General features: G+C 60.9%; 24 protein-coding genes. 11 read left to right on the top strand and 13 right to left on the bottom strand.

Features of this window, described 5'->3' with window-relative positions; genetic code table 11:
- Positions 1-6 precede the first annotated feature (6 nt).
- The 3 genes from AC4CWF_RS04025 to AC4CWF_RS04015 all read right to left on the bottom strand — a co-directional run bounded on the left by AC4CWF_RS04025 (position 7) and on the right by AC4CWF_RS04015 (position 2,011).
- Complete coding sequence (locus AC4CWF_RS04025; protein WP_491283857.1) at positions 7-417, bottom strand: NAD(P) transhydrogenase subunit alpha part 2; 411 nt, start codon at positions 415-417, stop codon at positions 7-9.
- On the bottom strand, positions 417-1,697 hold the full coding sequence (locus AC4CWF_RS04020) for a Re/Si-specific NAD(P)(+) transhydrogenase subunit alpha (protein WP_491283856.1): 1,281 nt from the start codon (positions 1,695-1,697) through the stop codon (positions 417-419). Before AC4CWF_RS04020 ends, AC4CWF_RS04025 begins: the two co-directional genes overlap by 1 nt.
- Before the next feature lie 89 nt (positions 1,698-1,786).
- The gene (locus tag AC4CWF_RS04015) at positions 1,787-2,011 is read right to left on the bottom strand and encodes an aa3-type cytochrome c oxidase subunit IV (protein WP_491283855.1); all 225 of its coding nucleotides are present in this window, start codon (positions 2,009-2,011) and stop codon (positions 1,787-1,789) included.
- A 314-nt stretch (positions 2,012-2,325) separates the two neighbouring features.
- On the opposite strand from AC4CWF_RS04015, the gene AC4CWF_RS04010 reads away from it, so the two are divergent.
- On the top strand, positions 2,326-2,886 hold the full coding sequence (locus tag AC4CWF_RS04010) for a TRAP transporter small permease subunit (RefSeq protein ID WP_491283854.1): 561 nt from the start codon (positions 2,326-2,328) through the stop codon (positions 2,884-2,886).
- Between the two features lie 13 nt (positions 2,887-2,899).
- Complete coding sequence (locus tag AC4CWF_RS04005; RefSeq protein WP_491285197.1) at positions 2,900-4,786, top strand: TRAP transporter large permease; 1,887 nt, start codon at positions 2,900-2,902, stop codon at positions 4,784-4,786.
- Between the two features lie 161 nt (positions 4,787-4,947).
- On the opposite strand, the gene AC4CWF_RS04000 is transcribed toward AC4CWF_RS04005, so the two are convergent.
- Complete coding sequence (locus AC4CWF_RS04000) at positions 4,948-6,054, bottom strand: TRAP transporter substrate-binding protein (protein WP_491283853.1); 1,107 nt, start codon at positions 6,052-6,054, stop codon at positions 4,948-4,950.
- Positions 6,055-6,342: 288 nt separating this feature from the next.
- On the opposite strand from AC4CWF_RS04000, the gene AC4CWF_RS03995 reads away from it, so the two are divergent.
- Positions 6,343-7,089, top strand: a complete 747-nt coding sequence (locus AC4CWF_RS03995; RefSeq protein WP_491283852.1) for a gamma-glutamyl-gamma-aminobutyrate hydrolase family protein — start codon at positions 6,343-6,345, stop codon at positions 7,087-7,089.
- Positions 7,090-7,096: 7 nt separating this feature from the next.
- Here the strand turns inward: AC4CWF_RS03995 and AC4CWF_RS03990 are convergent, their stop codons facing one another.
- The 3 genes from AC4CWF_RS03990 to AC4CWF_RS03980 form a co-directional block, all read right to left on the bottom strand.
- A complete protein-coding gene (locus tag AC4CWF_RS03990; RefSeq protein ID WP_491283851.1) occupies positions 7,097-8,059 on the bottom strand; it encodes a 2-hydroxyacid dehydrogenase in 963 nt (320 codons plus the stop codon).
- A gap of 20 nt (positions 8,060-8,079) precedes the next feature.
- On the bottom strand, positions 8,080-9,102 hold the full coding sequence (locus AC4CWF_RS03985) for a LacI family DNA-binding transcriptional regulator (protein WP_491283850.1): 1,023 nt from the start codon (positions 9,100-9,102) through the stop codon (positions 8,080-8,082).
- A gap of 93 nt (positions 9,103-9,195) precedes the next feature.
- Positions 9,196-9,705 (bottom strand): MarR family winged helix-turn-helix transcriptional regulator, encoded by a 510-nt coding sequence (locus tag AC4CWF_RS03980; RefSeq protein ID WP_491283848.1) that lies wholly within the window; start codon positions 9,703-9,705, stop codon positions 9,196-9,198.
- An 86-nt stretch (positions 9,706-9,791) separates the two neighbouring features.
- On the opposite strand from AC4CWF_RS03980, the gene AC4CWF_RS03975 reads away from it, so the two are divergent.
- From AC4CWF_RS03975 to AC4CWF_RS03955, 5 genes are all read left to right on the top strand, one after another.
- Positions 9,792-10,583 (top strand): creatininase family protein, encoded by a 792-nt coding sequence (locus tag AC4CWF_RS03975; RefSeq protein WP_491283847.1) that lies wholly within the window; start codon positions 9,792-9,794, stop codon positions 10,581-10,583.
- A gap of 55 nt (positions 10,584-10,638) precedes the next feature.
- On the top strand, positions 10,639-10,896 hold the full coding sequence (locus AC4CWF_RS03970; RefSeq protein WP_491283846.1) for a type II toxin-antitoxin system Phd/YefM family antitoxin: 258 nt from the start codon (positions 10,639-10,641) through the stop codon (positions 10,894-10,896).
- Positions 10,893-11,288, top strand: coding sequence for a type II toxin-antitoxin system VapC family toxin (locus tag AC4CWF_RS03965; RefSeq protein WP_491283845.1), 396 nt, complete (start codon positions 10,893-10,895; stop codon positions 11,286-11,288). The genes AC4CWF_RS03970 and AC4CWF_RS03965 overlap by 4 nt, the downstream gene beginning before the upstream one ends.
- Positions 11,289-11,395: 107 nt before the next feature.
- Positions 11,396-12,514 carry a CobW family GTP-binding protein gene (locus AC4CWF_RS03960; protein WP_491283844.1) on the top strand — a complete coding sequence of 373 codons (1,119 nt, stop codon included), beginning with the start codon at positions 11,396-11,398 and terminating at the stop codon, positions 12,512-12,514.
- Between the two features lie 73 nt (positions 12,515-12,587).
- Positions 12,588-13,574, top strand: a complete 987-nt coding sequence (locus AC4CWF_RS03955; protein WP_491283843.1) for a WD40 repeat domain-containing protein — start codon at positions 12,588-12,590, stop codon at positions 13,572-13,574.
- A 30-nt stretch (positions 13,575-13,604) separates the two neighbouring features.
- On the opposite strand, the gene AC4CWF_RS03950 is transcribed toward AC4CWF_RS03955, so the two are convergent.
- From AC4CWF_RS03950 to odc2, 6 genes are all read right to left on the bottom strand, one after another.
- A complete protein-coding gene (locus AC4CWF_RS03950; RefSeq protein ID WP_491283842.1) occupies positions 13,605-14,297 on the bottom strand; it encodes an SDR family oxidoreductase in 693 nt (230 codons plus the stop codon).
- A 71-nt stretch (positions 14,298-14,368) separates the two neighbouring features.
- Positions 14,369-14,608 carry a hypothetical protein gene (locus AC4CWF_RS03945; protein ID WP_491283841.1) on the bottom strand — a complete coding sequence of 80 codons (240 nt, stop codon included), beginning with the start codon at positions 14,606-14,608 and terminating at the stop codon, positions 14,369-14,371.
- Positions 14,609-14,733: 125 nt separating this feature from the next.
- Positions 14,734-15,777 (bottom strand): serine hydrolase domain-containing protein, encoded by a 1,044-nt coding sequence (locus AC4CWF_RS03940; RefSeq protein WP_491283840.1) that lies wholly within the window; start codon positions 15,775-15,777, stop codon positions 14,734-14,736.
- Between the two features lie 220 nt (positions 15,778-15,997).
- A complete protein-coding gene (locus AC4CWF_RS03935) occupies positions 15,998-16,684 on the bottom strand; it encodes an OmpW/AlkL family protein (protein ID WP_491283839.1) in 687 nt (228 codons plus the stop codon).
- 215 nt (positions 16,685-16,899) lie between these two features.
- Positions 16,900-17,490 carry a GNAT family N-acetyltransferase gene (locus AC4CWF_RS03930; RefSeq protein ID WP_491283838.1) on the bottom strand — a complete coding sequence of 197 codons (591 nt, stop codon included), beginning with the start codon at positions 17,488-17,490 and terminating at the stop codon, positions 16,900-16,902.
- Between the two features lie 88 nt (positions 17,491-17,578).
- On the bottom strand, positions 17,579-18,712 hold the full coding sequence (gene odc2, locus AC4CWF_RS03925; RefSeq protein ID WP_491283837.1) for an ornithine/lysine decarboxylase: 1,134 nt from the start codon (positions 18,710-18,712) through the stop codon (positions 17,579-17,581).
- A gap of 528 nt (positions 18,713-19,240) precedes the next feature.
- Here odc2 and AC4CWF_RS03920 point away from each other — a divergent pair.
- From AC4CWF_RS03920 to AC4CWF_RS03910, 3 genes are all read left to right on the top strand, one after another.
- Entirely contained in the window at positions 19,241-20,134 is an 894-nt protein-coding gene (locus AC4CWF_RS03920) for a LysR family transcriptional regulator (protein WP_491283836.1), read from the top strand.
- Positions 20,135-20,227: 93 nt separating this feature from the next.
- Entirely contained in the window at positions 20,228-20,869 is a 642-nt protein-coding gene (locus AC4CWF_RS03915) for a DUF1007 family protein (RefSeq protein ID WP_491283835.1), read from the top strand.
- Positions 20,863-21,888 carry a nickel/cobalt transporter gene (locus AC4CWF_RS03910; RefSeq protein WP_491283834.1) on the top strand — a complete coding sequence of 342 codons (1,026 nt, stop codon included), beginning with the start codon at positions 20,863-20,865 and terminating at the stop codon, positions 21,886-21,888. Before AC4CWF_RS03915 ends, AC4CWF_RS03910 begins: the two co-directional genes overlap by 7 nt.
- The last annotated feature ends 4 nt before the right edge of the window (positions 21,889-21,892 follow it).

Here is a 21,892-nt window from a genome sequence, read left to right as displayed (position 1 = left end):
CCCGCCTCAGCGCTCTTTTTTCTTGTACATGGCCAGCATCCGGCTGGTGACGAGGAAACCACCAAAGATGTTGACCGAGACCAGCACCAGCGCCACAAAACCAAAACCGGTGGCAAGGCCGCTCAACGACACACCGACGGCCAGGAGAGCGCCAACGACGATGACCGAGGAAATGGCATTGGTGACGGCCATCAGCGGCGTGTGCAGTGCCGGCGTGACTGACCAGACGACATAATAACCGACGAAGATCGACAGCACGAAGATCGCAAGCTGAAAGACGAAGGGATCGATCGCACCGCCGGAAACGCCATGGGCGGCAAGGCTCACCGCATCGGGTGCCTGTTCAGCGGCAGATCTGACGGCAGCGACGGCCTGATCAAGGGCGTTCAGCGCCGTGTTCATGGTTTCGTTCGCCATCACAGCTCCTCCTTCTTGTCCAGAATGTCCATCGGGGCTTCAGGTGTTTCGATCTTCTCGGCCGCCTTGCGGCGGGCGCGCGGTTTTGGCGCGCTTGGCAGTTCCGTTGTCGGTGCCACGACAGCGGGGGCGGCAAGGCGGGCGGCATCGGCTGCCTCGCGGAAGTTCGGATGAACCACGGCGCCGTCATGCGTCAGCATGGTCGCCTTCACCAGTTCTTCGTCCGGGTTGAACGAAAATTCCTTCGATGCCTTGTCGACCATGGTCTCAAGGAAGGCATAGAGGTTGCGCGCATAAAGCGCAGAAGCCGAGGCGGCAACGCGGCCGGGCACATTGGCGTAACCGATAACCTTGACCCCATCGACATCGGCAATGGTGCCGGCAACCGAGCCCTCGATATTGCCACCGCGCTCAACGGCGAGATCAACCGCAATAGAGCCGGGCTTCATGGCAGAAAGCATCGCGCGGGTCACAAGCCGTGGCGCGGCGCGGCCGGGGATCAGCGCTGTCGTGATAACGATATCCTGCTTGGCGATATGCTCGGCAACAAGAGCCGCCTGTTTTGCCTGATAGGCCTCCGACATCGGCTTGGCATAACCGGCAGCGGTTTCGGCGGCCTTGAACTCCTCGTCCTCGACGGCGATGAATTTTGCGCCAAGCGAGGCGACCTGTTCCTTGGCGGCGGGGCGCACATCGGTTGCGGTGACGACAGCGCCGAGACGGCGGGCCGTCGCAATCGCCTGAAGACCGGCAACGCCGGCGCCCATCACAAACACCTTTGCCGCCGGAACAGTGCCGGCTGCCGTCATCATCATCGGCATGGCGCGGCCGTATTCATGGGCGGCATCGATCACCGCCCGGTAGCCGGCAAGGTTTGCCTGGCTCGACAGCACGTCCATGGACTGGGCGCGGGTGATGCGCGGCATCAGCTCCATGGCAAGGGCGGTGATGCCGGCATCGGCAAGCCGGTTCAGCGTTTCAGCGCTATCATAGGGGTTGAGCGTGGCCAGCAGCACTGCGCCGGGCTTTGCCAGCGCAACCACCGCTTCGGGCGGACAAGCTACCTGCAGCAGGATATCGGCGCGGCCCGCATCGGCAACCGACCCGATGGTCGCACCGGCTGCGGCAAAATCCGCATCCGGAAGGCCCGAGCGCAGACCCGCGCCGCTTTCAACGATGATCTCAAATCCAAGCCCGATCAGCCGCTTCACCGTTTCCGGCGATGCAGCGACGCGGCTCTCCTCCCCGGCCTCCCGGCCGACAAAAACAAGCTTTGTCAAATCCGTCCCCTCCACTTTATGAATAGTGCGGACATGCATCATCGATCGGCCGCAACGGGCCGTTCAGACGCCACCGCTGAAAGCATATGTCAACGCAGCAGGTAGAAACCGGCCGCGTTCAGGATGATGAAAAGAATGAGGCCGCCGAACAGGCCGCCGCCGGCAAAAAAGCCGCCGACCATGGCCAGAAGCAGCACGACCACCATCATCGTGCCCCACTTGGCACCGGCGAGGAACATGGAATAGGTCTTTTCGTGCTCCCGGTAATCCATGGGTGCGCCGGTTTCGACCGTTCCGCCGTGATGATCGTTCATATGCTGTTTCTCCCGAAAGGCCCTGCATCCGACAAACAGACGCGAGGCTCATGTCCTACCTACCAAGTATAGGCCTTACACAAAACGGCTGAAAAGAGCAATGTGGCGTGGCGCGCGCCTTTGCGGCCTTGCGCTATCCACCACCGACGTGAAGCTGCGCCAATCTCGCGATTGCATTTCTTTCCTTGCGTGCCTAGAGGCTTTTGCGAAACGAAATGCAGGAATACGAGCGCTCGCGACCTTGGTAGCGTTGCGCCATCAGGCGTTTTAGACATAGAAAAGATAAAACAAGACTAAATGGGTTGGGGGAAAACATGAGCATCCTGCTTGCCGTCAGCCGCATCATCGATGCGGTGACGAGTTTTATTGGCCGCTGGGTTTCCTGGCTGCTGCTTGCCGCCGTGCTGATCAGCGCCGGCAATGCCGTCATGCGCAAGGCATTCGACATTTCTTCCAATGCCTGGCTGGAAGTACAGTGGTATCTGTACGGCACCGTCTTCATGCTGGCGGCCGCCTATGCGCTCCTGAAGAACGAGCATGTGCGCATCGACATCCTGTCATCAAGCTGGACCAAGCGCACGCGCGATCTGGTCGATCTCGTGCTGCACATCATCTTCCTCCTGCCCTTCGCGGCCTTGATGAGCTACCTCTCCTGGTCGTGGTTCTGGCTGTCCTATTCCTCCGGCGAAATCTCTTCCAATGCCGGCGGCCTGCCGATCTGGCCGGCGAAATTCGTCGTTCTGGCCGGCTTCATGCTGCTTCTGGCCCAGGCTTTTTCCGAAATCATCAAACGTTTTGCCGTGGTAACGGGACGCATTGAAGATCCGCGCGAAGACAAGCACGCCGTCCCGGCAAACCCGGCTTCGGAGGTCTGAGATGCTAGCGGAAATCATCCATCTCATCGCGCATAACCTGCCGCTCGTGATGTTCACGACGGTCATGGCCATGCTGCTGCTCGGTTACCCCGTGGCCTTCACGCTGGCCGCCGGTGGCCTCATCTTCTTCGTCTTCGGCGTGGAACTGTCGACGATTTCGCCTGATATCCGCCTGTTCTGGCCGCTTCTGCAATCACATCCCGAGCGCATCTACGGGATCATGTATAATGACACGCTGCTGGCGATCCCGTTCTTCACCTTCATGGGCATCATCCTGGAACGGTCGCGCATGGCCGAAGACCTGCTGGACACGATCGGCCAGTTGTTCGGTCCGGTGCGCGGCGGCCTTGCCTATGCGGTCATCCTGGTCGGCGCGCTTCTTGGTGCCACCACCGGCGTCGTTGCCGCCTCCGTCATGGCCATGGGCCTCATCTCCATGCCGATCATGATGCGCTACGGCTATAACCGGCCGTTCGTGGCCGGCACGATTGCCGCCTCGGGAACACTTGCCCAGATCGTGCCGCCCTCGCTGGTGCTGATCGTCATGGCCGACCAGCTCGGCCGTTCCGTCGGCGATATCTATGTCGGCGCGCTCTACCCGGCCATCCTGATCGTCTTCAGCTATTGCCTCTATGTCTTTGCCGTTTCGCTGATCAAGCCGGAATGGGCGCCGGCACTGCCCAAGGAGGCGCGCACGCTGGGCAACGGCGTCACCTCGCTCATCGTGATGATTGCCATTGCGACAGGCCTTTATTACCTTGGCCTCCACGTGCTGTTTACCGGCATCGGCAGCGAGGAATGGCGTCTGGTGGCCGCCATGGCCTTTGCCGTGATTGCCACTTACGGCGTTGCCCTCATCAACAGCCGTATGGACAAAAAGATCATCTCCAGGCTGGCCGAACAGGTCATCATCGTTCTGGTGCCGCCGCTGGCGCTGATCTTCCTTGTGCTCGGCACCATCTTCCTCGGCATTGCCACGCCAACAGAAGGCGGCGCCATGGGTGCCACCGGCGCGCTGCTGCTGGCGCTGGCCAAGGGGCGGCTGACGCTCACCTCCGTCAAGACCGCGCTTGACGCGACCACGCGGCTTTCTGCCTTCGTGATGATGATCCTCATCGGTGCCCGCGTCTTCGGCCTCACCTTCTATGGCATCAACGGTAATGTGTGGATCGAGGAACTGCTGCTGGCGCTTCCCGGCGGCGAATACGGCTTCCTCATCGTCGTCACCATCATCGTCTTTATCCTCGGCTGCTTCCTCGATTTCTTCGAGATCGCCTTCATCATGGTGCCGCTTCTGGCACCGGTGGCCGACAAGCTGGGCATCGATCTCGTCTGGTTCGGCGTCATTCTCGGCATCAACCTGCAGACCTCGTTCCTGACACCGCCCTTCGGTTTCTCGCTGTTCTTCCTGCGCTCCATCGCGCCGGCCGGCAATTGGGTGGACAAGGTGACGGGCAAAACCATGCCGGGCGTGCGCACCAGTGAGATCTATCGCGGCGTCGTGCCCTTCATCATCATCCAGTTCATCATGATCATGGTGGTGATCTTCGTGCCGGGGCTCGTGATGCACTACAAGAGCGAGCAGACGACGCTGAGCCCCGCCGATGTGCAGATCCAGCTTCAGGGCCTTGGAAACCAGGGGTCGTCGTCGGGCAGTGGCACGATGCCGGCCTTCGGCCTGCCGCCGCTTCAGCCGGCTGGCGGTGCCGGTGGTTCAGCGCCGCAGATGGGCCTGCCGCCACTCAACTTCGGCAATGATGCGCCGGCAACGGCACCCGCGACATCCGCGCCGCCAGCCTTCGGCCTGCCACCGCTGGATGGTCTGCCCGGCCAGCAGCCTCCGGCACCGGCCGGTGCCAAGCCGGCACAACCGGATCTCAGCCAGCCGCCAAAGTTCTGACGGACGACACAGAAACAAGGCAGAGGCCCCCGCGTGGGGCCTTTGTTGTCTTCAGCGCAAGAGTGACCACCTTTGAGGCACAGGCCTTGCCAGACAGCACATGAAAAACCCCGGCGCGAGGTTTGCGCCGGGGTTTTTCAATTCACACGCGTTGTCGTAGATCAGAGCTTGCCGTTGCGCTGCTGGATCATCATGAACGTGTCATAGGTGTATTCAGACAGCTGCATCCACAGATAACCTTCCTTCTTGAACGCCACCTGGTCTTCGTAGATCTTCTTGAACCACTCGTTCTTGCCGCTGATATCGGCATAAACTTCCTTGGAGGCATTAAAGCAGGCCTCGAGGATTTCCTGGCTGAAGGGGCGAAGAACGGTGCCCTGCGAAACCAGTTCCTTGATGGCAATCGGGTTCTTGATGTCGTATTTCGCCATCATGTTGGTGTTGGCGAAGGCGCAGGCATCCTGCAGGATGGCCTGGTAGGATTTTGGCAGCGCTTCGAACTTGGCCTTGTTCATGAAAGCGTGGATAACCGGGCCACCTTCCCAGAAGGCCGGGTAATAATAATACTTGGCAACCTTGTAGAAACCGAGCTTCTGGTCGTCATAAGGGCCGACCCATTCGGCGGCATCGATCGTGCCTTTTTCGAGCGACGCATAGATATCACCGCCGGCGATCTGCTGCGGCACGACGCCAAGCTTCTCGACCACGCGGCCGGCAAGACCGGCGATGCGCATCTTGACGCCCTTGAAATCGTCGACCGTGTTGATTTCCTTGCGGAACCAGCCGCCCATCTGCGCGCCCGTATTGCCGGCGATATAACCGACGAGGCCATGCGTCGCGTAAAACTCGTTCAGCAGCTTGTTGCCATTGCCCTGGTAGAACCAGCTGTTGGTAAGGCGGGCGTTGAGGCCGAAGGGAATGGCCGTGCCGATCGCGAAGGTCGGGTCCTTGCCGACGTAATAATAAGAGCAGGTATGGCACATTTCGACGGTGCCGGCAGACACCGCGTCGGCCGCCTGCAGGCCCGGCACGATTTCGCCTCCGGCAAAGGTCTGGATGGTGAAATTGCCATCGGTTGCGGCGGCGACATGCTTGGCGATATCTTCAGCGCCGCCATAGATCGTGTCCAGCGACTTGGGAAACGATGAGGTGAGACGCCAGGTGATCTTCGGCATCGATTGAGCGATGGCCGGAGCCGCAAGCGCCACAGCGCCGGCAGCACCCGCACCGGTCACAGCCGCTTTCTTGAAAAATGAACGACGATCCATGAATACCCTCCCGTTTGTTGATGGCCCGCGAGAGGTCCATTCTCCCCCATCTCCCGGCCCTTCGCGAAAGTAACCATGGCAGGCAAAGACTGGCAAGGCGCCAGCTAATATTCATGCGTCGCAAGGTGTCCAAACGCACGAGACTTTCGTCTAATAAGGTTTGTTCGACAGAAACATAGCGTGGCCGACACACCTCGGAAGCAATCAAAGGTGCCACGCGCACGTGCTTGACTTGGACGATGCGGCGGATCAAGAACGCGGGCGATAATCCTGCCGGAGACAGACCCCATGCCGTTCATCGCCATTCCCGCCGACATCCGCAGTTTTGACAACACCATCTGGCATGGCGTGCAGCGGCAATATGTCGATGCGGCCGTCAAAGTGTCCGGAGCCATTCCGATACTCATCCCGGCGCTGGAAGACGGCCATGATATCGACGGTGTGCTGGACCGGGTAGACGGCGTGCTGATTTCCGGCTCGGCAAGCAATGTGCATCCCTCCCTCTACGGCCGCGAGGCAACCGAGGCTGACGGCCCGTTCGATCCGGCGCGCGATGCCACCTCTCTGCCGCTCATCCGCCGTGCTATCGAACGCGGCATTCCGTTGCTTGCCATCTGCCGCGGCATTCAGGAGCTGAATGTCGCGCTCGGGGGCACGCTCGCCAGCGAAATCCAGGAGCAACCGGGCATCTGGGATCACCGCAAGCCGCCGGTCGAAAGCCGTGACGAGATGTATGCCATCCGCCAGCCGGTGTTTGTGCGCGAGGGATCGTGCATTGCCAATCACCTTGGCCTGTCGGGTGCGGTAGAGGTCAATTCACTGCACCGGCAGGCGATTGCTGAGACGGCGCCGTCGCTGCAGGTGGAGGCAACGGCCGAGGACGGAACCATCGAGGCGGTCTCGGTCATCGATGCCAAGGGTTTTGCGGTCGGCGTGCAGTGGCATCCGGAATATTGGGCTGAGACGGACAGCCCGTCCCGCGCCCTGTTCGAAGCCTTTGGCGAAGCGGTGCGGACTTACGCCCGCACCCGCTGAATAAACCTTATCCCGTGACAGGCGTTTCCGGCACCGGCGTCAGCACCTTGCGCTCGGTGAACCAGCCGATGAGGTTGTCGACGACGAGATCAGCCATGTCATTGCGCGTCGGCACCGAGGCCGAGGCGACATGCGGAAGCAGGCAGGCGTTTTCGAGGTCAAATAGGCCTGCCGGCACACGCGGTTCATCATAGAAGACATCAAGGCCGGCAGCCGCGATCACCTTGTTCTTCAGCGCGTCGATCAGCGCCTCATCGTCCACGCTCGTGCCACGGCCGACATTGATGAACACGCCGTGTTCGCCAAGCGCTGCCAGAACATCGGCATTGATGATCTTGTGGGTTTCAGGCGTTGCCGGAATGATCGAGATCAGCGTGTCGACCGATGTTGCAAGTTCCATCAGCGAGGCGGCATAGGTATAAGGCACATCCTTGCGCTCGGTGCGGGTGTGATAGCTGATCTTCACCTTGAACGGCTCCAGCCGCTTGGCGATTTCAAGCCCGATGCGGCCAAGGCCGAGAAGGCCGACATGGCGGTTCTTCAGCGACAGCGGCGTCAGCGCGAACGGGCCTTCCTTTTCCCAGCGACCGGCCCGCAGATAGGTTTCCGCCACCGGCAGGCGACGTACGGTGTTGATCAGAAGCCCGATCGTGGTATCGGCCACTTCGTCGTTCAGCACGTCAGGCGTATTGGTGACGAGAACGCCCTTGGTCGCGGCATGTTTGGCATCGACGCCATCATAACCCACGCCGAAATTCGAGATGATTTCGAGGTTCGGCAATGCGTCGATCCATTCGGCGGACATGCGGTTCAGCGTCGCGACGCCACGAATTTTTGGAAGCGTTTCGGCCGGCAAGTCGAGTTCGGCACCGGGCGCGGTCTGCACGACATCAAAGGCTGCCTGAAGGCGCTCCAGTGCGCGGGGATGCATACGGCCCGGAATGAGCACGGTGGTCTTCTGTTCGGTCATCGGCTTAAATCCTGTTTGTGTCAGGCACGAGGGTGATGCGGGCTGGTGGATTGCCGGATGCGCATTTCCGGCTTGATGAGGTGAATGCCATCCGGATCATGACTGCCGGAGAGGCGATCGAGCAGCGCGCGAGCGGCAAGCCGGCCGACTTCCGTCTGGCCGTTCCACACGGTGGTGAGCGCCGGCGTTGCAATCGAGGCTTCCTCCAGATCGTCATAACCGGTCACCGAAATATCTTGGCCCGGCACAAGCCCGGCACGCGCAATGCCGTTCATCAACCCGATGGCAACCAGATCGTTCCAGCAGACGGCAGCCGTCGGTTTTTGCGGCAGCGACAGAAAATGTACCGCCGCCTCAAAGCCGCCCTGCTTGGAGCGAGGCCCTGGAATGCGCAGGTTCGGATCGACCTCAATATTGGCCTTGCGCAGCGCGTTGACATACCCCTGATAACGGTCGCGGCCAGTGGAGGTCTGGTCCGTGCCGCCGATCATCGCGATGGTGCGGTGGCCAAGGCCGATCAGGTGGTTGGTGGCCAGCGAAATGCCATAACTGTCATCACCGCGATAGGTCGGCAGATCGACGCCATCCATGGAACGAGCGACCAGAATGGCCGGCATGCCATTGGCTTCGGCAAGCTTCACATCCTCGATGGGCGTGCCGATGGCCGGCGACATGATAACGCCGTCGCCGCCGAGCTGCAGCAGCGTCTCGATGAAGGTACGCTGCTTTTCCACGGAATCATAATGGTTGGACAGGATGAAGGTGTGGCGGCTGCGATCCAGCTCGCTCTCGATGGCTTTGAGAATTTCGCCGTAGAACGGGTTCATGATGTCATGCACGACGACACCGATAATGCCGGAGCGCGAGGTGCGCAGGCTGGCGGCACGGCGGTTGTAGATATAACCCAGCGCGCGGGCCTGATCCTTGATCTTTTCACGCGTGTCTATGGCCACCAGCGGGCTATCTCTCAGCGCCAGCGATATGGTTGCCGTCGAAAGCCCGAGACTTTCTGCAATGGTGGACAGCTTTATCTTTTGAACCACAACCCCTCCCCTGGCGGATTCGCCCTACCGTTTTTAAATTATTTAAACATTTTAATTCCGGTAGGCAATCATTTGTCACAATGACGTTTCAATTCAATCCTCGTCTTCCTCCACGGCCACGCCATGGAGGTTGCGGTCGAGCGCTTTCAGGAGCTTGACCAGCGTGCGGACCTCCTTATCCGAAAAGCCTCGGATGGCCGCCGCGCCGCTTTCGGCAATGGCAGACTGGATCGCCTGCACACTCTTTTGCCCGGTTTCGGTGAGGAAAACCTTGATCAGCCGCCCGTCCGCGCCATCGGCCTTGCGCTCTAGGAAGCCTTGCGCCTCCATGCGTCCGATGGTGCGCGTCATCGTCGGCGCCTTCACCGCGAGGCGCTGGGCCAATTGCCCCGGCGTCAGACCAGGCTCGTCGGATAGAAGCAGGATCACGCCATCCTGGCCGGCATAAAGGCCGGCATCGGCGAGATGATGCGACAATGCGGTGCGTAGCGAGCGCGCTGCCTGCGTGAGGACCGGCGCCAGATCACCAAGTGACGAGAGGTCCTTCTTGCGGGTCCCCTTTTCCTTCTTTTCGTCCTTTTTATCGCCCTTCTTTTTCGCCATTGGCTCCGTCCGGGTTTCCCGCCTCGATCACACCCGCTATAGACGGTGCGCGACCATCCATAGCGAAAGCAGGAGGTTACCGCCAGATGCCGCTGCCCACACCCCGCTTTGACGACAATGACCGCAACCTTAGCTCGGCAGAGCGCGCGGACTGGATTGCCGTGCTGCCGCTTGGCGCGCATGAACAGCACGGCCCGCACCTGCCCTTCGATACCGACAGCCTGATTGCCCGCGGCATTGTCGAGCGCCTCATCGCACAAAAGCCGGCCGACCTGCCCGTCACTTTCCTGCCCGTCGAGCGTATCGGTTATTCGGTCGAGCATATGGATGTCTCGGGCACCCGCACGCTGACCTTTGGCCAGGCGATCAACCGCTGGCTGACGATTGCCGAAAGCCTCAACGATATCGGCATCCGCAAGCTGGTGATGCTGAACGCCCATGGCGGAAATTCCCCGCTGATGACGGTGGTGGCAACCGAGGCGCGGGTGCGGCTGAACATGCTGGCCGTTGCGACAAGCTGGACGCGCTTTGGCCAGCCCGACGGCTGGATTACACCGCAGGACAAGGCCATCGACATCCATGGCGGCGATATCGAGACGTCGGTCATGCTGGCGCTTTACCCGGATCGGGTGGACATGGCAAAGGCTGTCGCCTTCCCCTCCCGCCAGACAGAATTTGCCAAAGACTTCCGCCACCTGCGCGCCTACGGCCCGCACGCCTTCGGCTGGAAGATGTCTGACCTCAATCCCGATGGCGTCGCCGGCAATGCGGCGGCCGCCACGGCCGAACGCGGCGAGGCGCTGATGACGCACGCGGTGCGCGGGATTCTGGAGCTGCTGGACGACGTGAAGCGGTTTGACGTGTCTGGTTTCGCCTGATCTTGCGCGCCAGCATGGCCGGGCATACATTGGGTCACACCGGAGGTGAAGGCCCATGCAGATATCCGTGAAGGAAGCGCAGGAAAACCTCGATCAACTGCTCGACCGCGTTGAAAACGGCGAGAATGTTCTTGTCACCCGGGATGGCAAGACGGTTGCGCGGATCGTTCCGGCAAAACAGGGCCTTAGCCGCGAAGAACGTCACGCCGCCCTGGAAAGGGTCAAGGCCATGGCGCCACCGAGAAAGCCGGGCGAACCCACCGCCGACCGCAGCCATGACGATCTCTACGATGAAGACGGGCTGCCCGCTTGATCGTGGTCGACACGTCAGCACTTATGGCCATCGTGCTCAACGAACCCACAGCAGACACATGCGTTGCAGTGCTGGAAGACCCTGACCGGCGATTGCTGCTCTCGGCGGGCACATTGCTGGAGGCACAGATCGTGGCAGCACGCAAAGGCTGCCGGCCGGGGCTGGATGAACTGCTGGCCACAATCCCCTTCGAGATCATCGACGTCACCACCACCCGCGCCCAAGAAGCCGCCTCTGCTTACCGTCGCTTCGGCAAGGGTTTTCACCCCGCAAGCCTCAATTTCGGTGACTGCTTTGCCTATGGGCTGGCGCGCGAATTCTCCTGCCCGCTGGTTTACATTGGCGATGATTTTGCGCGTACCGATATCGCCGCGGCGCGGGCGAAAGCCTGATGTGATCTTATAACATACAAAAGCCTTTGAACTGCCGGACCCAAGGCCTTATATGGACCCCAACCGCTGCCGCTCCATCTTGCGAGCGCTCATCCCCGGAGGTTTTTATGGCCGATACTGCAATCGCAAAGCCCATTCCCGTCACCGTTCTCACCGGCTATCTCGGCGCCGGCAAGACGACACTGCTCAACCGCATCCTCACCGAAAGCCACGGCAAGAAATATGCCGTCATTGTCAACGAGTTCGGCGAGATTGGTATCGACAACGACCTCATCGTCGAGTCGGATGAAGAAATCTATGAAATGAACAATGGCTGCATCTGCTGCACCGTGCGTGGAGACCTGATCCGCGTGGTGGAAGGCCTGATGCGCCGCCCCGGCCGTTTTGACGGCATCATCGTGGAAACCACCGGCCTTGCCGATCCGGTGCCGGTGGCGCAGACCTTCTTCATGGACGAGGACGTGCGCGCCAAGACCGAGCTTGATGCCGTCGTGGCGCTGGTCGATGCGAAACACCTGCCGCTTCGCCTGAAAGACAGCCGCGAAGCCGAAGACCAGATCGCCTTTGCCGATGTCGTTGTCGTCAACAAGACCGATCTCGTGACGCCGGAAGAACTGGCCGTGATCGAGGATATCGTTCGCGCCATCAACCCGACGGCCCGCATCTACAAGACGACCCGCTCGGGCGTCGATCTTTCCCGCGTGCTGGATCAGGGAGCCTTCAACCTGGAGCGTGCTCTGGAAAACGATCCGCATTTCCTTGAGCACGGCCACGAAGACCATGTCTGCGGCCCCGACTGCGATCATCATGACCATGATCACGACCACCATGGACATGACCACGATCATCATCACGATCACGACCATGGGCACGACCATCATCATGGCCACGATCACGGCCATGCTGTCGCATCCGCCATTCATGACGTGACGGTGAAGTCCATCTCGCTGCGCGGCGGCGAGATGAACCCGGACCGCTTTTTCCCCTGGATCCAGAAGATTACCCAGACGGACGGGCCGAACATCCTGCGCCTCAAGGGCATCATCGCCTTCAAGGGCGACGAGGAACGGTATGTGGTTCAGGGCGTCCACATGATCATCGAGGGTGATCACCAGCGGGCCTGGAAGGATGGCGAAAAGCGCGAAAGCCGGTTGGTCTTCATCGGCCGTGATCTCGACCGCGCAAAGATCGAACAGAGCTTCTTTGCCTGCCAGGCAACGGCCTGACCCCCTGCCGGGTGAAGCGGTCTTCGGGCCGCTTTGCCCCGGAAAGCAAGATGTCCACCAGAAAGACTGCCTGATGCCCACCGTTGCCCCGCTCGATCTCGATGGCCATGTCATCGCCACGCATTTTCTCGGCGATGTCCCTTTCTTTGCCACGGCCGCCGGCGAAATCCGCCGGCTGGACGGGGGCGAAAAGGTGACGGAGGCCCATAACGGCCTTCTGACCTGCATCCGCGATCCGTTCAGCGTCAGCCTGATCACCGGCGGCGAAGATGGCAAGGTCATGCGCATTGCAGCCGATGGCAGCGCAACGCTTGTCGCCGAAGCGCCGCGCAAGTGGGTGACGGTTGTCGCCGGTGGCCCGCAGGGGGCTGTCGCTTATGCCTATGGCAAGGCGAGCACGGTTGTGCTGGCTGATGGCACGGTGAAGGAATTTGCCGAGGAGCGCACGGTAGAGGCGCTGGCCTTTGCACCGAAGGGCCTGCGCATTGCCGCGGCCCGCTACAATGGCGTCTCGTTACATTGGGTGGCCACGACCTCTGCGGCTGTCGATCTGGAGTGGAAAGGCGCCCATAACGGCGTCACCTTCTCGCCAGACGGCAAGTTCGTCGTGACCCAGATGCAGGAAAATGCCCTGCATGGCTGGAAGCTGGACGGAAAGCCCGGCGAAGCCCGTCACATGCGCATGACCGGTTATCCGGCCAAGGTGAAATCGCTGTCCTGGTCGGCCAAGGGCAAGTGGCTTGCCTCCTCCGGCGCGCCGGCGGCCATCGTCTGGCCGTTTTCCGGCAAGGACGGCCCGATGGGCAAGGCACCGCTGGAGCTTGGCACCCGCGCCAATATCATGGCCACCTGCGTCGCCTTCCATCCGGTCGAAGAGGTCCTGGCCATCGGTTTCATCGATGGCATGATCCTCGGCGTCCGGATCGGTGACGGCAAGGAGGCGCTGCTGCGGCGTCCCGGCAAGGGCGCCATCACCGCCATGAGCTGGAGCGGCAATGGCAAACTGATCGCCTTCGGCTCGGAAGCCGGCGATTGCGGCATTATCGACATTTCCGCATAACCGGTTCGTCTGCCTCAAGGACAGGCCCTGTCAGGGCGCGTAGATCATCTTGCGCGTCATGCCGCCGTCCAGCGTCAGCACCTCACCCGTCATGAAACCGGCACCCGTCAGATAAAGGACGGCGTCGGCAATATCCTGCGCGTGTCCGACACGGCCAGCCGGATGCTGCGCATGGTCTTCCCGCCGCAGATCCTCGTCGCCGGAAATCCAGCCCGGCGCGATGGCATTAACGCGGATTTTGGGGCCAAGGCTTATCGCCAGCGCATGGCTCAGCGCCACCAACCCGCCCTTTGACGCCGCATAGGCTTCCGTCTGCGGTTCCGACATGACTGCGCGGGTCGACGTCATGTTGATAATGCTGGCGCCCTCGTTCATCAGCGGAACTGCCGCGCGCGTCATCAGGAAGGCCGCTGTCAGGTGACTGTCGGTCACCCGCCGCCAATCCTCAAGCGACAAGGCCTCGATCGGGCCGGTTACCGGGGCTGCAATGCCGGCATTGTTGACGAGGAGATCAAGGTTTTCCCAGCCAAGCTCGGCAAAGGCACCGGCAACCGAGGCCTCATCCGAGACATCGCAGAAGACGTGGATGACACCCTTCTCCTGCAGGTCCTGGCTCGTATCCTTCATGTCGAAGGAGGCAACGTCCCACCCGGCCTCAACGAGAAGCCGGCAGATCCCTGTGCCGATAAGGCCGGCACCGCCTGTAATGATGGCTTTTTTCATGGGCAAGCAGATAGGACCGTGCCGGGGGTTCGTCCAGCCCGTCTGTCGACGCACTGGACGAACGGGAAAACTCAAAGCCAGTCGCGACCCTCTGATCCGGCCTGGCAGCCATAGGGCGGCAGCATAGTGCCGAAAGTCACGTGCAGCTTGTCGCATCCCCATTTGCGCAAAGGTCCGGGCATGCGGCTGTTGATCTCGATGCCGGTCTCGTTATAGGGGCTCTCCGTATTGGTGACATAGCTGTACCAGCGGCTGCCGATAACGCCTGCAAAGCCGATGGCAAGGATCAGGACAAGGCGGATCAATCTCATATCAATGGTCTTTCTTTATCGGACGTCTGCAGGGATGCGGTTCGCAAACCTTTGGCGTCTGCATCAGGAGCCGCCGTTAGAACGGAGAGCGCTTAACAAAACGTGTGCGGAAAACCCGCCCACCGTCAGGCGGTGGCCCCGATGATCCCGGCCAGAAGATCGTGAAGACGGTCGCGGTAACCATTGGCGGCTGAAGGCGAATCGGCTTCTGACGTCATGGTGACGGTGAGCCCGCGCGACGGCACGATATACAGCATCTGCCCGCCATAACCCCAGGCGAAGCGCACATCCTCACCGCCAATGCTCTTCAAGAACCAGCCGTAGCCATAACCATCGCCGGAATACCGCGAATTTGTGCGCGGCTCGAAAGAGGTGGCCACCCAGCCTTCCGGCACCACCTGCACGCCGTCTGCCGTGCGCCCGCCGCGTCGATAGACCTCGCCAAAAGCATGAAGAGACCGTGACGTCATGGCCATCTGGTTGCCGCCGAGATAGATGCCCTGGCGGTCGCGATCCCAGGAGCCGATGCGAAAACCGTTGATTGGCGCAAACCACGCGCGTGCAAGTGCAAGCGTCGACTGCCCGCCGACGCGGGTGAGAATGGCAGACAGAAGATGGGTGGAGGCGGTGGAATACAGCATCGGCCCGCCGGGATCCTGAACGAAATCCTGCGCAAGCGCGAAACGCACCCAGTTGCGGCTCGCAACAAACCGTCCGTAATTCGGGCCGGACAAGGGATCGAGACCCGATTGCATGGAGAGAAGATTGCCGATTGTCACGGTTGCCAGTCGCGGATCGGGATCTGCGGGAAGATCCGCCTTGAGGATTGGGGCGATGGGCTGGTCCGCTCCGTCCAGGAGGCCCTTGCCGATGGCAATGCCGACCATGGCCGACAGGATCGACTTGGAAGCGGACTTGATATTGGTCGAGCTGTCCGGCGAATAACCATGATAACCGCGGGCCGCCAGTTGCTCCCCCTGTCGCGACACCAAAACGGCCTTCAGCGGCGCCAACTCTTCGGCGCGCGCCAGCACGTCGGAGAGCGAACCGTTCGTGGGAGGGCTGCCGGAAGACTGCAACGCTTCCGGTGCGGTCTCCTCCTCGGCACGCGCGCCAATCCCGGCAAAGAGAAGAGGCAGTGCGGCAATGAAACGGCGTCTGTCCAGCATGGCCTCAAACATAGAGCGCTTTGGGGCCGGGACCATGGCAGGGCGTGCGGTTTCACACGCTTGTGACACCAGCGACAACTGCGGTCTCCATAACGGAAACGGGAACCGGTGCGAAAATCCGCACCAGTTCCCGTCCCTTCCCCTCAAGGCTGAAGCTACCTGCCACGGTGCCGGATGCCCCCATCCGGACGATGCTTCAGCCTGGGTAGCTCGCTAAGACTTAGAAGCGGTAGGTCACGCCGGCGCCGATCAGCCAGGGATCAAGCTTGGCCTTGCCGGAAATCGGTGTGCCACCCATGTCGGCGCTCCAATTGGTTTCGAGGAAAAGCTTCTTGGCGTCGACGTTCAGGCCCCAGTGTTCGTTGAGCATATAGTCGAAACCGACCTGCAGGGCGGCGCCGACATGCGAATCGACCTTCAGGTTGCTGAAGCCGGGTTGCGTGCTCTCATTATAGAAGAAGGTGTAGTTCACGCCTGCGCCGACATAAGGCTTGAAGGGACCGAAATCGGTGAAATGATACTGCAGGGTGAGTGTCGGCGGCAGGAGCCAGGTCTTTCCGACATTGACACCGGCAAGCGAACCGGCACCGGAAATCTTCGAACTGGTCGTGCCGAGAATGAGTTCGGCCGCAATGTTGTCGGTGAAGAAATAGCTGATATCGAGTTCCGGCGTGACCGAGTTCGAGTAGTTGAGGTCAGAGCCTGCAACCCCGTTGACCGAACCCTTGTCATTCGGGATGACGCCAAGGGCGCGCACGCGAACCTGCCAGGGGCTTTTGGCCGAGACCGCATCTGCGGCAACCGGTGCCGGGGCTTGCGGCGCCATATCGGCGGCCTGTACCGCGCCTGAAAGAACGACCGTTGCAGTTCCCAGAAGGGCTGCGATGGCGGCTGCGTTCCTGATCATGTCATTCTCCTTGCGACATCGTCTTTTGATGTCGCATGGCTATCAACCCCGCCAGGTCAGGCCGTTGATCTCGATCAACCCGACTTGATAGCGGTCAAATCCGTAGCGCTTTTGCGGCAAAAAAGTGTCTTTCGAACCTGTCGTCTCAAACGAAAATGCCCCTCCCCAGGTGGATCCGGGAAGGGGCAGACTGGAGAACTTGAACTTTCAAGCGATCAGGCGGCGCGACGCTCAACCTGCTGCGACAACTTGCGGCCGCTGGCGGTCAGCATGCCGGCGGCGCCATCGAGCCAGCCGGACTTCAGCTCAAGCGCCAGGAACCGGTGGCGCGCAAACGGACCCGGCATGACGAGATGCTGGGCCTTTTCGGCAAAAAAGCCGAATCGCTCATAATAGGGCGCATCGCCAACCAGCAGGATGGCGCCATGGCCACGGCCGTGCGCCTCGGCAATGGCGGCCCGCATCAGGGCAGCGCCGATTCCCTTGCCCTCATGGGCCGCATCGACGGCCAGGGGGCCCAGCAACAGCGCATCGACAGGCCCGCCGTGGCGGCCAACGCCGGCTTCGACGTTCCACAGCCGCACGGTGCCGATCACGTGACCATCGCGGTCACGCGCGACAAGGGCCAGCCCCTGCGCCGGCACGCGGCCACGGCGCAGCTTTTCCGACGACTTCTTGCGGCGGTCGCGGCCCATGGCGCGATCGAGCAGGTTTTCGCGGGCAACCACGTCTGCGGGGTTTTCTTCCGTGATGACAAAAGCATTTGGCGCGAGGAACGCGCGCACAGCGTCAAGAACAGCGGCCATCTTGGCCTCCGAAGCTCAAAACCGGTCTAAGCGGCACAAAAATTAAAGGGTGAGTGCGGCTCCGGCGAAACGGCCGGAGCCTGCGAAATCAGATCACATAGGCCTTCAGCGGATCAAAGCCATTAAAGGCAACCGCCGAATAGGTCGTGGTATAGGCACCGGTGCCCTCGATCAGAACCTCGTCACCGATCGAAAGCGTGATCGGCAGCGGATACATGTTCTTCTCGTACATAACGTCGGCCGAATCGCAGGTCGGGCCGGCCAGAACGCAGGGCTCCATGTCGTCGCCGTCACGCTCGGTGCGGATCGGATAACGAATGGCTTCGTCCATGGTTTCAGCCAGACCACCGAACTTGCCGATGTCGAGGAAGACCCAGCGATGCGTGTCATTGTCCGACTTGCGCGAGACGAGGATGACTTCCGCCTTGATCACACCGGCATTGCCAACCATGCCGCGGCCCGGCTCGATGATGGTCTTGGGCAGGCTGTTGCCGAAATGCTTGCGCAGGGCGGCAAAGATCGCCTGGCCATAAGCTTCGGCCGAAGGCACGTCACGCAGGTACTTGGTCGGAAAACCACCGCCCATGTTGACCATCTGCAGGACGATGCCCTGCTTGGCGAGCTGCGCGAAAACACGCTTTGCATCCGAAAGGGCGGCATCCCAGGCATCGACCTTGGTCATCTGCGAACCGACATGGAACGAAACGCCGTAGGATTCCAGACCCAGCTGATGGGCATAAACGAGCACGTCGACGGCCATCTGCGGAACGCAGCCGAACTTGCGCGACAGCGGCCATTCCGCGCCTTCGCCATCGGTGAGAACGCGGCAGAACACACGGGCGCCGGGGGCTGCACGGGCAACCTTTTCGACTTCTTCGTGGCTGTCGACGGCAAACAGGCCAACGCCCAGCTCGAAGGCGCGCGCTACATCGCGTTCCTTCTTGATGGTGTTGCCGAACGAGATACGGTCAGCCGTGGCACCGGCGGCAAGCGCCATCTGGATTTCGGCAACCGAAGCGCAGTCGAAGCTCGAGCCCATGGAAGCGAGCAGCTTCAGGATTTCCGGTTCCGGGTTTGCCTTGACGGCGTAATAGATGGCGCTGTCCGGCAGGGCATGACGGAAGGCTTTGAAATTGTCGCGCACGACATCGAGGTCAACGACAAGGCAAGGGCCTTCCGGACGTTCGGTGCGCAGGAAGTCGCGGATGCGAGCAGTGGTCATGGTCAATCCCTTCCAGGTCTCAAGGCTCCGGCTTGCGAACCGGAGGACAAAGGACGAATGAACATGCGCCGGGAACCAGTCGGTGGAGACACCGATTCCCTGACACGCTCAAACGCGCGGTAAGTGGAACAACGCTCTGCCAAGAACGATGATCCGGCTTTGTCTGCCATGGATTGGAGGGAGAACCCTACCGCACTTCCGGCAATGATGGTGTGCCTCTTCAGTAACCCCGGCTGTTGGAAAGCCGGGAGAGAACAAAAAGGCCCGCACCGTCGTTGCTTCAGATGTCCTCGCATTTCCCGGATGGCCGGAATAGCGACTGGAGGGGTTAATTCCAGGTACCTTACCGATGACCTCACCAAATAGAGGGTCGGCGGACACCCACGGGCACGTGCGACTTTGGGCTGACCGGGAGATAAGAACATTCGCCTTCATAATCAAGAGATTTTTTTGGCTGCCTCGCAAATTTCACATTGCAGGACGAAAGCTCGAACTCCACCTAGAAGGTCAGGAAAAAAGGATGATGGTGTGGATACTCTGACGCGCATGCGCGCATTCATCGATGTGGTGGAAGCCGAAGGGTTTTCCGCCGCCGCCCGTCGCACCGGACGCTCGAAAGCGCTGCTTTCCAAATATGTGCGCGAACTGGAAGACGATCTGGGCGCGCTGCTCTTGAACCGCACGACACGGCAGTTTTCGCTGACGGAAGCGGGCCATACCTATTTCCGCACCGCCGCCGATATCCTGAAGGAGATCGACAATCTCGCCGACCTCGTGCGCGAGAACAATGCCGACCTGAAGGGGCGCCTGCGAATCTCGGTGCCGCGCACCTTCATGGATGCCGATGTCGGCCAGTCGCTCATCGATTTTGCCACCGAACATCCGGATGTCTCGCTCGATATCGTCGCAGAAGACCGATTCGTCGACCTCATCGAAGAAAGTTTTGATCTGGCCATCCGAATCACCAAGCTCGAGGATTCGGGCATGATTGCCCGCAAGCTCTCTGATTTTCGCGTGTATGCCTGCGCGACGGCCGCTTATGTGGCGCAGTACGGTCCCTTCGCCCACCCGCAGGATCTTGCCGGCAAACCCGTCATCATCGATACGAACCTGCGCTCGCACAACAGCATTCGCTTCCAGGCGCCTGATGGCGCTTTCTTTTCGGTTCCCATCGCGGGCTCCATCGAGGTCAACAGCCCGCAGGGCACGGTCAGAGCCGCCCGCGCCGGGCTTGGCGTTGCCATGGTGCCGGATTTCATTGCGCTGCCTTACCTGAAGTCGGGCGAACTGGTCTCGCTGTTTGATGACTATATCCCGACCGATCGCGGCATCTATGCGGTCTACCCGCACCGCCGTTACCTGCCGGCAAAGGTCAGGAGTTTCGTCGATTTTCTCTCCGCGTGGTTCCGTCAGCAGAGTTAAGGGCTTCGTGATCTCATCCCCGATTGACGCTAGCCGAAATTCCGTCCCATTTGCACGACACACCGCAGCAACAACGCGCGACGGGATCTGGTCATGTTTTTCAAAAAGTGGCTTTCTGCCACTCTCTTTCTTCTGGCGCCGTTTCCGGCCTTCGCGCATCCGCACATCTTTGTCGATGCGCGGCTGGAAGTGTTGGCCGCCGATGACGGCACCATTGCCGAGTTGCGCAATGTCTGGCGCTTCGACGAATTGTTTTCCTCCAGCGTGCTTCTCGACTTCGACAAGAACACCGACCTGAAGCTCGACGAGCATGAACTGGCCGATCTCGGCGAAGTCATGCGCACCTCGCTCAAGGATTTTCACTATTTCACCACGATCACGCAGAACGGCAAGACGATCCCGATTGCCCAGCCGGATGTGATCCATGTGAGCTACAAGGACGGGCAGGTGTTGGTGTTCTTTGCAGTGAAGCCAACGGAGCCGGTCCACCTCAAGGGCCGCATGACATTCGGCATCTACGATCCCTCGCTTTATACCGCCATCGATTTTCCCTCGGATGCTGATCTGGTGCCGGAAGGCAAGGCCTTTGCCGCCTGCAAGCACCAGGTCGTCAGGCCTGATCCGGACGAGGTGATCGCGCAGAACAAGACCAGCCTGACGGATGCCTTCTTCAACGACCCCACAGGCACCGACATGACCAAACTGTTTGCAACGCGCCTGGAGGTGACATGCTGAGACGCAGCCTTCCCCTTGCCCTTCTGATGACACTCGGGGCCTTTGCGCTTGCCCATGCGCAATCCCCGCTCGGCGTCGGCTCGGCGGAACCTTCGTTCAGCACCGGCGGATTTCTCGGCCCCTTCTTCGGTTTCATCAACGCCTACCAGCAGAGTTTTTATCGGGCGCTGACCGGCGCGCTCAAGGCGATGCGGGAAGATCCGTGGGCGGTGAAGGGGCTGGTGACCCTGTCCTTTGCCTATGGTGTCTTTCATGCCGCCGGTCCCGGCCACGGCAAGGCGGTCATCTCCTCCTACATGATCGCCAACGAGACTGCGCTGAAGCGCGGCATTGCCATTTCGCTCATCTCGGCGCTGTTGCAGGGGATCGTTGCCATCGGGCTTGTCGCTGCGGCCTATATCGTTCTGCGCGGCACCGGCATCACCATGACGCGCGCCACGCAGGCGATGGAGGTGGCAAGTTTCGCCATGATCGCCCTGTTCGGCGGCTGGCTTCTGGCCCGCAAGCTTTATGCGCTTCGCCCGCACCGCTCTTCCCTGCCGATCTTTGCCAGCGCCAGTCCCGCCTCGGGTCCGACGGGCCTTTCGTTTCGCGCAACCGAAGTGGGCCATGATCACGACCAGCTTGCCGCCGGTGACTACTGCATGGATTGCGGGCAGATGCACCTTCCCGACCCGCAGGCCATCGGCGGGCGCGATTTCAGCCTGCATGAGGCCTGGTCGGCCATCGTTGCCGTTGGCCTTCGCCCCTGTTCCGGCGCCATCCTGGTGATGAGCTTTTCGATCCTCAACGGGCTTTATCTCGGGGGCGCGCTGTCGGTGCTGTTCATGTCGCTGGGCACCGCGATCACCGTATCATTGCTGGCGCTGATGGCGGTCTCGGCCAAGGATCTGGCCGTGCGTTTTGCCGGAAAGGGATCACGCACCGCCGGTCGCATCACCAATGGCATCGAGATCGTCGGGGCGCTGTTCATCCTGCTGATGGGGCTGTCGCTGCTGGGGGCAGCCCTTCAGGCGTAACTCG

Source organism: Neorhizobium sp. PAMB6630, assembly GCF_058242775.1.
Note: the sequence above shows the minus strand (reverse complement) of the source record. Positions and strands in the feature narration are given on the sequence as shown.